Source organism: Acinetobacter sp. ANC 4973 (assembly GCF_002135275.1).
GTDB classification, from domain to species: Bacteria; Pseudomonadota; Gammaproteobacteria; order Pseudomonadales; family Moraxellaceae; genus Acinetobacter; species Acinetobacter kyonggiensis.
On the sequence record NZ_NEGM01000002.1, the window covers coordinates 23,509 to 36,976 of the forward strand.

Genomic DNA, 13,468 nt, shown 5'->3' on the forward strand with positions numbered 1-13,468 from the left:
TTATTCAAAATAATTTTTTCATATTACTCATGTCGCTACCGCTATATTTTCTAGAAAAATAACTGATCAATTAAAATTTAAGTATAAAAAAGCAGATCAATCGATCTGCTCATTTCCAACACGCTGTCTAAATTTCTGACCAGCACGGAAGGTTACCACACGGCGTGCAGAAATCGGAATTTCTTCACCCGTCTTCGGGTTTCGTCCTGGGCGTTGACGTTTATCACGCAACTCAAAGTTACCGAAACCTGAAAGTTTAACTTGCTCACCCGAGATTAGCGCTTGGCTAATCTCATCAAAGAATAGCTCGACCATTTGTTTTGCTTCACGACGGTTTAAACTCGTGAGCTCACTTAAATGATCAGCCATTTCTGCTTTTGTTAATGCTGTCATGAAGCCCTCAATGTCGCTTGGTAAGTGTTTTCCAACACTTGTAGGATATTGTCCATACCGGATTTGATTTCAGCATCTTCAAGTGTACGGGTTGGATGCTGCCAAAGAATTGCAAATGCTAATGAGCGTTTACCTTCTTCAACACCTTGTCCAGTGTACACATCAAACAACCAAGTTGAGTCTAAAAGCTCTCCACCCGTTTTTTCGATAAGTTGCTGAATTTCACTAACATTAATCTTATCACTAATTAAAAGCGCAATATCACGTCTAACCGATGGAAATCGTGATAATTCTGTAAAATTAGATACATAAGTTTGCAAAACAGCCTGTTGATCGATTTCTGCCACCCAAGTGACACCCAAATCTAGCTCATCTTCTAAAGATGGGTGTAAACGACCAAGGTAACCAACAGATTGCCCATTGACTAAAATTTCCGCAGATTGACCAGGATGTAACCATTCACGCTCTGAACGCACATATTCAACTTCGACGCGACCCGCTGCTAAAATTTCTTCAATCTCACCTTTGAGGTCAAAGAAATCCATCGGCTGTGCTTTACCATGCCAAGATTCAGCCGTTTTAGCACCAACAGCAATCAGTGCTAAAGTTGGGATTTGTTTTAAGTCATGGATGCTGGTTGCATCTTGATAATCGAAACGTAAACCCAGCTCAAAGAAACGCACGCGGCTTTGCTGACGATTGATATTGTACTGTACGCATGGAATGAGGCTAGACAACAAAGTCGAACGCATCGCAGCCAATTCACTTGAAATTGGGTTTGCCAACATCAATGGATTTACATTCGGATTGAGCTGCTTTTCAAGCTTGGCATCTGCAAAGCTAAAACTGATTGCTTCTTGATAACCCAAAGTCACCAATGTTTGACGAAGCTGAGGCAGTTCAAACTGATCTTGATGTTTGGCTAATTTCACATCAATCACAGGTAGACTGATTTGAATGTTGTCATAACCGTGAATACGGGCAACTTCTTCAATCAGGTCTTGATAAATTGCCATATCATAGCGGTGTGATGGCGGAAGAACATTCCACTCACCTTGTGCTTTGATCGTCACAATACAACCTAAACGTTGTAGTGCATCCGTAATAAAATCGCTCTCAACGGCATAACCCAACAATTGATCGACTTGTACTTGTTTAAGTTCAATCGCTTCACGGGTAGGTAAAAGTTCTGGTTTTTCTGCAAGCGTAATCGGACCGAATTCACCACCCGCTAATGCGGCAATCAATTGTGATGCACGATTCATCGCAATGATTGGCAATTCAAAGTCGACACCACGTTCATAACGCTGTGATGCATCGGTATGCAGACCATAGCGACGAGCGCGACCTGCAATTGCAAGCGGTGCAAAGAATGCTGATTCTAGGAAAATTTCGGTGGTTTCATCCGTTACAGATGAAGACAAGCCCCCCATAATTCCCGCCATAGCCAATGCTTTTTCATCATCGGCAATGACCATCACATTTTCAGTCAATTCAACTTCTTGTTCATTGAGCAAAACAAGTTTTTCAGCAGCAGTTGCCTGACGAACATGGACAGCACCCTGAACTTTAGCAGCATCAAATGCATGTAAGGGTTGACCTAACTCAATCAGCACGTAATTGGTAATATCGACTAAAATACTGTGCTGACGCATACCTGAGCGAGCTAAGGCTTGTTCCATCCAAGCTGGCGTTGCTGCTTTGGTATTTACATTTTTAATCACACGCCCTAAATAGCGTGGGCAACCATCAGTATCAACGACAACTTTTTTCTCATCGCTAATTGTTGCAGCAACCGCTGTAATTGCAGGTTCGGTTACAGCCAACTGGTTAATCACCGCAATTTCACGCGCAATACCACGAATACTGAAACAGTCGCCACGGTTTGGTGTGATGCTAATGTCAATCACGTGATCATCAAGATTGAGATATTCACGGATGTTGATACCCACAGGTGCATCGTTTGGTAGTTCTAACAGACCATCAATTTTATCTTCAAGGTCAATTTCAGATGCACCGCACAGCATGCCTTGTGATTCAATACCACGAAGTTTGCCTTTTTTGATTTTGAAATCACCCGGTAAAACTGCACCGATGGTTGCAACAGGGGCTTTCATGCCAACACGCACGTTTGGCGCACCACAGACAATTTGTAAGGTTTCAGCTGTACCAATGTTCACAGTCGTAACACGTAAACGGTCTGCATCTGGATGCTGTTCTACCGTTAAAACTTCACCCACCACCACACCTGTAAAAGGTTTCGCGGCTGGAATCATCTCATCAACTTCTAAACCAAGCATCGTGAGCTGGTCAGATAGCGTTTCGCTATCAACGGTAGGGTTGACCCACGTGCGCAACCAATTTTCGCTAATTTTCATTTCGTTAAAAACCTATAAATCAATTTTTTAAATCCCCCTCTAACTCCCCCTTTGAAAAAGGGGGAGAACCCTGTGTCCTACTTGGACAGCCCCTCTCCTTTTAGGAGAGGTCAGGGAGAGGTCTAAATCTGTTTAAGCAAATTGGCGTAAGAAACGCACATCATTTTGGAAGAACATACGCAAATCATTCACACCGTAGCGAAGCATCGCAAAACGTTCCACCCCTAGACCAAAAGCAAAACCTTTGTATTTTTCAGGATCGATGCCTGCTGCTTGAAGTACATTCGGATGCACCATCCCGCAACCTAAAACTTCTAACCAACGACCACGTTCATCCATAATATCCACTTCAGCGCTTGGCTCAGTAAATGGGAAATAAGAGGGACGGAAACGTACCGTTAAATCTTTTTCAAAAAATTCATTTAACAGATTAATCAACAAGCCTTTAAGTTCTGCAAAGCTGGTGTTTTCAGCGATGTATAAACCTTCAATTTGATGAAACATTGGAGAATGAGTTTGGTCTGAGTCACAGCGGTATACACGGCCCGGACAGACAATACGAATAGGCGGTTGTTGCGTTTCCATGGTACGAATCTGCACACCCGAAGTATGGGTACGCAATAAATGATTCACATCAAAATAGAAGGTGTCATGCATCGCACGCGCAGGGTGATGCCCCGGAATATTCAATGCTTCAAAGTTGTGATAATCATCTTCAACTTCTGGACCAGTCGCAACAGTAAAACCCGCTTTAGTAAAGAATTGACAAATACGTTCCTGCACTTGCGTCACAGGATGGATACTTCCCACACTTTGACCACGACCCGGCAAGGTAATGTCAATTACTTCGCTAGCAAGTTTTTGTTCTAGTGCAGCTTTTTGTAGTTCCGCTTGGCGTGTCGTTAATGCACCCGTAATGGCTTCACGTACCGCGTGAATTTTCGCCCCAAAAACTTTACGTTCTTCAGGATCCATTTTACCCAGTGCCTTCGATTGTTCCGCGAGCTGGCTTTTCTTCCCTGTAAATTGCACTCGGGCTTGATCGAGTGTAGCAAGGTCTTGAGCTGCTGCAATCGCAGCGAGCGCTTCAGTGGTCAGGGCTTCCAGTGACATAGTAACTCTCAAAGCAACAATTTAAAAATATAATAAAACCCCATATTCTAACAGTTTTTGAACGTATTGATGAAGTTCCCAGTAGAGGAAAATTAGATTAGCATCCGGATTTATAAAAAGGATAAGATAAAGCCAATATTCATGAGATCAATAACAATGGCTCTCGATCAAATTTGGAAACAACAACTGACTTTAGTGACCTATGGTAATGAGTATCTGAAGCAAAATTTAAGCTTTAATCATTGGGTACAGCATGCCATTTTTAACCAGCATAACTTGCGTTTCCGTGATCTTTTGTCACAACACCTACTTGCGCAACATTTTCAAGTTTGGCTAGAAGCACTTAAAAAACAAGGCACACAGCGTATTAGCTTACACAGCTCAAGTCTTTTAAATGATGAAAAAAACCCAAATGCCAATGTAGAACTATTACAGATACCGCATATTATTATCAGTCATGAACAGCATAAAAAAACCGCATGGATTTTTGGCAAAGAATTAGCAGAATGGTATAACGCTGACCATGACTATGAAGTGCCTAAACCACAACAAGAACAATGCCGTCAGGAAATATTTTGGCGTTTTGAGCTGAATCCAAAGCTGGCAAAGCGTGTGGATGCTGATTTACAGCAGCCGAATTGGGATGATATTCAGCTTTATACCGACAATGAATTATTTGAGAATAAATTTGCTCAAGGCTTTAACGAACCAGCAAATCGAGATTTTCCTTATTATGGCATCAGTCCATCTGACCTAGAGCCTGTCGATAGCTCACCTGTCGCAGAAAGTAAATATCTCCCGTTATTGCCTACCGAGTATCAAGCGGATTATGCTCATACAACGCTGCATCGTTTAGAGGCATTATCAAGCTATATTCAGCACAAACTACAACACCCCAATCATGCCGATGGTAGTGAGCTTAGCCCTGAAGAACAGCTCAATCTGCGCCATTTTTCCCAAAAATTAGATGATTTAACGACAAAGTTTATTGTTAAAGTGGCCAATCATTATCAGTCTGCAAAACTAACCCCAGTCGAAGTTGCCAACCCTTTAGATGGCGCTCATGCAACACCCCACACAGCACAAAATTTAAAAACACATCCAGTGCATGCTTCGCAAAAAGTCGGTGCATCGGGGGTGATTAAACTGATTTTATTAACTGTTGTCATTTGTATCTGTGCTTATTATTTTGGACTTTGATTTTTGATCAAGATTCTAAAATTGATGCTAAGTGTTTGGAAAACGCAAACTCAGCCTACGCGCTGTATAATGCTTTAAATCAATCGCTAGACATCCACAAAAAAGCAGTGCTTTTTTGCAGTAATGCCAGTCAGTTAAGAAATTGACTGGCATTTTATTTTTTAAATTCATGATGTTATTTAATACGCGGAAACGTCATCCGCAACTGTTCGAGGCATGAGGTGTATACACCGCAAGATTAAAAAAGTAAGGTTTCTGCGATTTATTAATCAATAAAAGGTATTTGGCGAGTTTTGCGGCATGACAAATGCCTTTGATTACTTTGGGCTTATCCAAAGTAATAGGTGAGCTCCAAGTATTTGATTTAAAAAATATAAGACTCCGTCATGAATAACTAAGAACTTTATTTCTCAAATCCTTAACTGAATGGCATTACTGCTTATTTGCAGTGCTTTTTATGGTGAGGACTGTGGTGTTGTGGTTTCTACATGCAAACATCAACAACCCTTAGATTTTCTCATGACTTTGCCGATTCGATTTTAGCTTTTTTCGCGGCCAGTTTTTTTAACACTTCAGAGACTGCCACCATGGCAAAACTTGAAGTTACCACCACTGCTGAGCCGTAGCCGCCACAACGCAAGCCAGCACTTGGACAAACCTCTGCGCTTGAAAATGGATTATCAATCGAATACACGCAGGTAATGCCAAATTTTTCTTTAGTTTTTTTACAAATGCCTTTGGCGCGCAACTGACTGCGTAGTTTTGCCAACATGGGATCTTGTTCGGTTTTAGACAAATCTGCCACCCGAATTTTCAGTGGATCAAGCTTGCCACCCGCGCCACCTGAAACAATCAAAGGAATTTTATTAAAGCGACAATGCAACATTAGCGAGAGTTTGGCTTTAACATCATCAATGCAATCGAGAACCACATCTGGCATATTGGCTAAAAGTTCTTTAATATTTTCAGGCGTTAAATAATCATCAACCACATTAATTTTAATACGTGGATTAATCGAATAGCAACGCTCAGCCATCACCTCAACTTTTTCACGCCCTAATGTTGAACTCATGGCGGGCAATTGGCGGTTAATATTGGATGCTGCAATCACATCCATATCAATCAGGGTCAGCTCAGCAATGCCTGTTCGCGCTAAGGCTTCAACCGCCCAAGAACCCACACCGCCAATTCCAATCACCATCACATGGCTCTGTTCATACTGACGAAAAGCATCATCTCCATAAATTTTTTCCACACCCGCAAAGCGGCGCTCATATTCATCATCTTGGGGAAGATCAGTCATTCGTCATCTATCTAACAGCTAAAAATACCAGCGCATTTTATCAAATTCTATGTTGTTCCGATAATGTATCTGTTCAAGAGAATAAATAGGATGTGATTCAAATAAAAATGGGCTGATCTTTCGCCCATAAAAAAAGAGGCTTAAGCCTCTTTCTATATCTATTAATTCATAATAAAAAAATATTCACGGTAATACTTTAATTCTGCAATCGAATCACGAATGTCATCCATGGCTAAATGTGAAGCATTCTTTTTCAAACCGCTCATGATTTCAGGACGCCAGCGTTTTGCCAACTCTTTTACTGATGATACGTCAAGATTACGGTAATGAAAAAACTGTTCCAATTCAGGCATCAAACGGTGCATAAAGCGGCGGTCTTGGCAAATTGAGTTGCCACACATTGGTGATACTTTAGGATTGATCCATTTTTTTAAGAATTCGATGGTCTGCTGTTCTGCATCTTGTGCAGTCAATTTACTACGACGCACACGTTCAATTAATCCAGACTGACCATGTTGACGCGTATTCCATTCATCCATCGCATTGAGGATCAAGGGTGACTGATGAATCGCCAGCACAGGGCCTTCCGCCAAAATATTGAGCTTGTCATCAGTCACAATGGTCGCAATCTCAATAATTTTATCGTTATCGGTATCTAGACCTGTCATTTCAAGGTCAATCCAAATGAGGCGGGTATCAGGAGTGCTGCTCATAAATGTGCAATCTTATTAGGCTTAAAAACGGCTATAGTAGCAAATTTATTGCAACTTGGCTGTAACTCATACCCCGCTTCATGCTATTTTTGCCTTCCTTAGTGCATGGTTTTTTTAGGATATGAATGGCTTTAATTCGTAAACGTCGTTTAACTGAACAGCAACAACGTCGCATTCAGAAACAACATAAAACACGTCAAGAAGAACTCGATACTTCAAATGACCTCGAAGGCTTAGTGGTACAGCACTATGGCCGTCAACTTGAAGTTCAAGCCCTATCAATGCCTGATGAGCATCCGATTAAACCTGAAGTCAAATCAGGTGAACCAGAGCCTTTCTGGAAGCCGATTGAAATCGGTAGTGTCTGGCGCTGTCATACACGTACCAATTTAGAAGCCTTGGTGACAGGTGACCGTGTTAAATGGCAAGCAGACCCCAATACTGGTTTGGGTATTATTACTGCCATTCACCCACGTCAATCACTCCTGACACGCCCAGACCGCTACCACAAAGTCAAACCTGTGGCAGCCAATGTCAGCTTAATTGTGGTTGTGTTTGCCTCCTTTCCAGAAGTTGCACCCAGTCTCATTGACCGCTATATCGTGGCCTGTGCCGATGCCCAAATCCCTGCGCTTTTAGTGTTAAATAAAGCTGATTTAATTCAAGAAAATGATCCAATTTTAAAGCTGATGCAAGAGTATCAAGCCTTAGGTTATGAAGTCATGCAATGTCAGTCGACGGGTGATGCCTCCGCAGTCTCTGCATTAGCAAATCGCTTAGCTGGTGAAACTGTAGCCTTTGTCGGACAGTCTGGTGTTGGAAAAAGCTCACTGATTAATGCCATCGTTCCCGATGCTGCACAAAAAACCAATATCATTTCGGAAAACTCAGCACTGGGTCAACACACCACAACCTCGACGCGTTTGATTGCTTTTGGCGAAGGTTCAGCACTGATTGATTCACCCGGAATTCGTGAATTTGGTTTATGGCATTTAAACCCAGATAAAGTTCAACATGGTTTTCCTGAAATTGAAAATCTGCTGGGATATTGCCAATTCCGCAATTGCACCCATAAGCATGAAAAGCAATGTGCCTTGCGTCAAGCAGCACAATCAGGTGAAATTTTGCAACGTCGTTTAGACAGTTATTTACGTTTAACCGATGAAATTGCTGAAGCACAGCAAAAAAATTAATTTTTCTTAACCCTTAGCCCTTGAAGCGGTGATTTTGATCGCCATATTTATGAGCTATACTCTACGCAATTTTAAATTGTAATTAGGTGACTTGTGGAACGTTGGTTGGCATTTATGGGGAATCACCCCTTCTTGTTTGGAACACTTGGGGTCTTGATTGTTTTGTTCTTCGTTTTAGAAGGACAACGCAATGGCCGTAAAATTTCAGCACAATCTTTGGGTATTTTAGTTAAAGCTAAAAATGCCATGCTGATTGATTTACGCGATGCAAAAGACTTCCGTGAAGGTCATATCAGTGGTAGCCGTAACATTCCGTATAGCCAAATTACAAGCCATATTGAAGAGTTAAAATCTGCGGATCGCCCACTCGTGTTTATTTGCAACTTAGGTCAAATCGCGGGTACAGCATTACAACAAGTCGGTCATGCCGATAGCTATCGTTTAGATGGCGGTATAAACAATTGGAAAGCCCAAGGCTTACCGCTTATTAAAAGCAAATAATTCACTTAAGGAGAATTTAAATGGCTGAAGTAATAATTTACTCCACCACAGTTTGCCCGTATTGTGTGCGTGCAAAACAACTTCTTGAGCGTAAAGGCGTGGCTTATAAAGAAATTAATCTGTCTAATGAAGCGCCTGAAGTCCGTATGGAATTGATGCAACGCACCAATCACCGTACTGTTCCACAAATTTTTATTAATGACCAATTTGTTGGCGGATTTGACCAACTTTATGCTTTAGAGCGTGAAGGCAAACTCAACGAACTATTGGCTTAAGACTTTAAATTAAATCACCTCTTCATAATTAAGGATTAAAGAATGAGTGAAGAACAACAAGCTCAACCACAATTGGCATTAGAACGTATTTACACGAAAGATATTTCTTTTGAAGTCCCTGGGGCGCAAGTATTTACCAAAGAATGGCAGCCTGAATTGAATATCAATTTGTCTTCTTCAGCAGAAAAAATTGATGCAACGCATTATGAAGTGGCTTTACAAGTGGTTGTTCAAGCGAACAACGCGGGTGAAACCGCATTCATCGTTGATGTCACTCAATCGGGTATCTTCTTGGTCGATAGCGTTGAAGAAGAACGTCTTCCTTATATTCTTGGCGCATATTGCCCAAATATTTTGTTCCCATTCTTACGCGAAGCTGTAAATGATATGGTCACTAAAGGAAGCTTCCCACAATTGTTGCTTACCCCGATCAACTTCGATGCTGAATTCGAAGCAAATATGCAACGTGCTCAAGTTGCTGCTGAAGGTCAAGCGTAATTTAGCTTTGCTTTTGCATAAAAAAGACCGCATTTGCGGTCTTTTTTATTGGTTTTTAAGCCCCCCTCTTTATCAAAGAGGGGTTGGGGGAGATTACAGAATCCCTCCCAACCTCCCTTTAAAAAAGGGAGGAGCTTTTAGATGAATTTATTCACCATCCATCATCAAATCTGCGCTCATACCTACCGTATTGAAGCCAGCATCTACATACATGATTTCACCAGTAATACCGCTTGCCCAAGGTGAGCAAAGGAATAATGCAGCATTACCGACATCTTCAATGGTCACATTACGCTTAAGTGGTGCAACTTTTTCATTAAGATCTAACATTTTGCGGAAAGATTTAATCCCTGATGCTGCTAAAGTACGAATTGGACCCGCTGAAATCGCATTTACACGAATGCCTTCACTACCCAAGCTAGAGGCTAAATAGCGCACACCCGCTTCCAATGATGCTTTTGCCATACCCATCACGTTGTAATTTGGCATCACACGTTCAGAGCCTTGGTAAGTCAACGTCAGTAAGCAACCTTGGCGAACGGTTAATAATGGTTTTGCAGCACGTGCCATCGCAATGAAACTATATGCGCTAATATCATGCGCAACTTTAAAGCCTTCACGATCTGTAACATCAGTAAAGTCACCATCTAAAGTGTTTGCTGGAGCAAAACCAATAGAGTGAACCACGCCATCCAAACCATCCCAATGTTTTGCCAATTCAACAAAAGCTTGCTCAATCTCTGCATCAACAGCAACATCACAAGGGAAAACTAAAGTTGAACCAAATTGTGCAGCAAAATCATCCACACGTTTTTTTAATTTGTCATTTGGATACGTAAATGCGAGTTCTGCACCTTCACGGTGTAAAGCTTGAGCAATACCAAATGCAATGGATAATTTACTTGCAATACCCGCGATTAAAAAACGCTTACCCGCCAATAGTCCTTGTGCCATGTGAATCTCGCTTAAAATAATTTACAAGCATAATGCCAAGTCTGAAGCATTTGCGAAATTGCATAATGCGCCTTTTTTTAATATGTTCTGTAAAAATCATAAAAAATGCCCCTCGATTAAATCGAGGGGCATTAAGCTGACAATCAATTTAATTTTTAGCCTGATTAATCATCACCTTGCAATAAACCAAGCAAACGAAGGAAGGAATAATACATCCAAACCAAGGTCGCTAATAATGCAATACCACACAACCATTCCATCGCTTTCGGTGCATACTGTGCAGCGGATGATTCAATCAGGTCAAAATCTAGAATTAAACTTAAAGAAGCAATCACGGCAACAAATGCAGCAAAACCAATTCCGAGCCAATTACTTTCAAAAATGTAAGGAATGCTTGAACTAAAAGCTAGGCGCATCACCATTTGCACCACAAAAACAATGGCAATCGCAATAGATGCTGATAGCACGACCGCCTTAAATTTTTCTGTAGCACGAATAATTTGAAAGCGATACAAGGTAAACATCACCAAAGTGGTAATAAAAGTGGCGAGTAAAGCTTGCAATGGTACACCAGGAAATTTGACTTGGAAGACCACTGAAATCCCCCCTAAAAATGCCCCTTCAAACAAGGCATAAGGGATGGCCAACACAGGGGCAGTATTCGGCTTAAATGTCGTGATCAAGGCCAAGATCAAGCCACCAATTGCACCAACCATTGCAGCAGCATAGGCCAGTGATAAATTTAAAGTCATGAAGCTATAAAAAAATAGGGATAATCCGACGACAGCGGCAATCACGGTTAATAAAATCGATTTTTGCACCGCGCCTTGCACGGTCATGGTGTCGTTAAAATCACTGTGGGTTTCTACCCGCGTTAAAATGGGGTTATTACTTTGCATAATGGACTCATTCTTTTCATTTAAATAAAATTTTAAATATATAAGTAGGGTTTGTTCTTTTTTATACTACTGCTCTATCGTGTAAAAGCCAAATCAGAACACTAAATCAAGACAAAATATGACCAAGTCAAATACCATATATTCATAGCAGACTCTAATATTAAATACGAATCTTTATGGATAAAAGGCTATTAAACAATATGTTTTAAAACTCAAGCCGTAAAGCCTGAAGTGAGTTCCGCCATAACTGCGGTGCTAAAACATGCAGATCAAGATGCAATGTTTCAGCCAATCCAGTTAAAACATGCGGTAAATTGACTGGCGTATTTCGGGTACGATGTTCAGTGGAGCTTTGACAGCATAACGGCGTCATGTCGGGACAGTCCGTTTCGAGCACCAAATGTTCAGCACCAATCGCCCGCACCACGGCATGTAATTTTTTCGCATTCGGATTGGTAATTTGTCCCGTCACACCAATTTTAAAACCCAATTTAATAAAAGCTTTGGCTTCTTCTATTCCACCACTAAAAGCATGTGCTATTCCACCTAATTTAAATTGATGCTGTTTTAAAATCGCCAATGTTTCAGCATGTGATTTACGAATATGCAAAAGCACGGGCTTCTGAAACTGCTCAGCCAATTCAATTTGTGCCGAAAAAAAATCTTTTTGTTTTTGAAAAATAGTCGGCTGTTTGTGCTGTTTTAAAAAGGTGTCTAAACCGATTTCCCCAATCGCCACACATTGTTCTGTTTTTAAAATAGCTTCCAAATCGGCAAGATGGGACAGTTGATGCTGTTCAATATAAAAAGGATGTAAACCCGGAGCTAAATAACTTTTCGGTGCATGATCTAATCGATTTAAATCATGTTGGCTTTGTAGCAATGCTTGAAACCGTGATTGGACAAAACCAATCAAAATTAAGCGTTCGACCCCAACCGCTTTTGCTGCGCGTGCCAATTGCTCCCGATCAAGATCAAAATCAGCAACATCAAAATGGGTATGGGTATCAAACAATGAATAGAGCATTAAGGTTTGGCTTTATTTACAGTGGCAACACTTGCAGCCACAGCCTGATCTTTGACTTCAACCTGCGGCAAATATTCTTTTTTTAGAATCGTTTGCAACTGGTCATAGGGAATCATCAACCGTGGTAACCCTACAACATAGGGACCAATTTCATATTCACCATATTGCAAAATTAAGCCTTGTTTAGATAAATAAAAATTATCTGATAGGGTAAATTTCCACGCCTGTTCATATTCTTCAACGCTATTGGCTAATTTAGATTCCAGCACCCACGTTTTAAAAACCTCATGGGCTTTTTTTTCTAACTGGGCTTTTTGATTGGGCGCTAAAATAGCATTAAGCTCAACGTGTTTTTTATTTTTTAAATCAAAATTATAATAGCGCTGTGCCGAAGAACCATGTGCCCCACCCAAATAACTACTGGAATTTAAAACTACAGTCGCCAAAGGTAAGTTGGTATTTAAAATTTTCGGTTTAATCATCAAACTAATTTGATGATTGGCACTTAAAGCCTTTAATTCCTTATCTAAAGCCAAAAATGTCACTAAATAAGGTGTAACTTGTTTTTCCAGCTTTTGCTTAGGTGTTTCAACGGTTGCCAATGTTTTTTGCGCAGTCGCTTGATCACTGACTTTGTTATGCTCGGGATCAGCAGTACTTGTCGCCAGTTGACCGGCTTTAAGTAACTTCGGTGAAATATCTATCATTTGATTTAATTGTTTTAAGATTTGTTGATCTATAAATTCATCAATAAAAGCTTGGTTACTGGACAGACGTTCAATCGAAATTTCTGGGCAATTGTTACCATCACATTCTGGCAAAACCAAAGCTAACTTTTCAGAATCCCCTGCCAATTTTAAAATTTCAGGTTCTACAATCGCGGGTTTCTGTACTGGATCATCTTTTGGCTCAGTTTGTTTCGGTTGGCAGGCACTCAATGCCATCATGGATGCAAGAATACTGATCGTAAATAGTGTTTTATTTTTTAACATGATTTTGACCTATAATTTTTATCTGATAA

General features: G+C 40.7%; 14 protein-coding genes. 5 read left to right on the forward strand and 9 right to left on the reverse strand.

The genetic code is table 11. The features are described from left to right. Positions 1-96: 96 nt before the first annotated feature. From B9T30_RS03075 to pheS, 3 genes are all read right to left on the reverse strand, one after another. Positions 97-393 (reverse strand): integration host factor subunit alpha, encoded by a 297-nt coding sequence (locus B9T30_RS03075; protein WP_004649746.1) that lies wholly within the window; start codon positions 391-393, stop codon positions 97-99. Further along, positions 390-2,771, reverse strand: coding sequence for a phenylalanine--tRNA ligase subunit beta (pheT, locus tag B9T30_RS03080; protein WP_086183730.1), 2,382 nt, complete (start codon positions 2,769-2,771; stop codon positions 390-392). The genes B9T30_RS03075 and pheT overlap by 4 nt, the downstream gene beginning before the upstream one ends. Positions 2,772-2,903: 132 nt before the next feature. Beyond that, positions 2,904-3,884, reverse strand: coding sequence for a phenylalanine--tRNA ligase subunit alpha (gene pheS, locus B9T30_RS03085; RefSeq protein ID WP_004649748.1), 981 nt, complete (start codon positions 3,882-3,884; stop codon positions 2,904-2,906). A gap of 156 nt (positions 3,885-4,040) precedes the next feature. On the opposite strand from pheS, the gene B9T30_RS03090 reads away from it, so the two are divergent. Beyond that, on the forward strand, positions 4,041-5,084 hold the full coding sequence (locus B9T30_RS03090) for a hypothetical protein (protein ID WP_086183731.1): 1,044 nt from the start codon (positions 4,041-4,043) through the stop codon (positions 5,082-5,084). Positions 5,085-5,601: 517 nt separating this feature from the next. Here the strand turns inward: B9T30_RS03090 and B9T30_RS03095 are convergent. After that, complete coding sequence (locus tag B9T30_RS03095) at positions 5,602-6,387, reverse strand: ThiF family adenylyltransferase (RefSeq protein ID WP_086183732.1); 786 nt, start codon at positions 6,385-6,387, stop codon at positions 5,602-5,604. A gap of 161 nt (positions 6,388-6,548) precedes the next feature. Further along, complete coding sequence (orn, locus tag B9T30_RS03100) at positions 6,549-7,100, reverse strand: oligoribonuclease (RefSeq protein WP_004649751.1); 552 nt, start codon at positions 7,098-7,100, stop codon at positions 6,549-6,551. A 125-nt stretch (positions 7,101-7,225) separates the two neighbouring features. Between orn and rsgA the strand changes: the two genes are divergently transcribed. The 4 genes from rsgA (at position 7,226) to secB (ending at position 9,567) form a co-directional block, all read left to right on the forward strand. Beyond that, positions 7,226-8,293: a small ribosomal subunit biogenesis GTPase RsgA gene (rsgA, locus tag B9T30_RS03105; RefSeq protein WP_086183733.1), complete on the forward strand. Its 1,068-nt coding sequence runs from the start codon at positions 7,226-7,228 to the stop codon at positions 8,291-8,293. 93 nt (positions 8,294-8,386) lie between these two features. Beyond that, on the forward strand, positions 8,387-8,794 hold the full coding sequence (locus B9T30_RS03110; RefSeq protein ID WP_004649754.1) for a rhodanese-like domain-containing protein: 408 nt from the start codon (positions 8,387-8,389) through the stop codon (positions 8,792-8,794). Between the two features lie 20 nt (positions 8,795-8,814). Continuing rightward, the gene (grxC, locus tag B9T30_RS03115; RefSeq protein ID WP_086164953.1) at positions 8,815-9,069 is read left to right on the forward strand and encodes a glutaredoxin 3; all 255 of its coding nucleotides are present in this window, start codon (positions 8,815-8,817) and stop codon (positions 9,067-9,069) included. A gap of 42 nt (positions 9,070-9,111) precedes the next feature. Beyond that, the gene (gene secB, locus B9T30_RS03120; protein ID WP_004649756.1) at positions 9,112-9,567 is read left to right on the forward strand and encodes a protein-export chaperone SecB; all 456 of its coding nucleotides are present in this window, start codon (positions 9,112-9,114) and stop codon (positions 9,565-9,567) included. A 147-nt stretch (positions 9,568-9,714) separates the two neighbouring features. On the opposite strand, the gene B9T30_RS03125 is transcribed toward secB, so the two are convergent. From B9T30_RS03125 to B9T30_RS03140, 4 genes are all read right to left on the reverse strand, one after another. Continuing rightward, a complete protein-coding gene (locus B9T30_RS03125) occupies positions 9,715-10,521 on the reverse strand; it encodes an enoyl-ACP reductase (RefSeq protein WP_086183734.1) in 807 nt (268 codons plus the stop codon). Between the two features lie 164 nt (positions 10,522-10,685). After that, the gene (locus B9T30_RS03130; protein WP_086183735.1) at positions 10,686-11,420 is read right to left on the reverse strand and encodes a Bax inhibitor-1/YccA family membrane protein; all 735 of its coding nucleotides are present in this window, start codon (positions 11,418-11,420) and stop codon (positions 10,686-10,688) included. 205 nt (positions 11,421-11,625) lie between these two features. Then, positions 11,626-12,447, reverse strand: coding sequence for a TatD family hydrolase (locus B9T30_RS03135; protein ID WP_086183736.1), 822 nt, complete (start codon positions 12,445-12,447; stop codon positions 11,626-11,628). Continuing rightward, entirely contained in the window at positions 12,447-13,439 is a 993-nt protein-coding gene (locus B9T30_RS03140) for an RsiV family protein (protein WP_086183737.1), read from the reverse strand. The genes B9T30_RS03135 and B9T30_RS03140 overlap by 1 nt, the downstream gene beginning before the upstream one ends. Between the last annotated feature and the right edge of the window lie 29 nt (positions 13,440-13,468).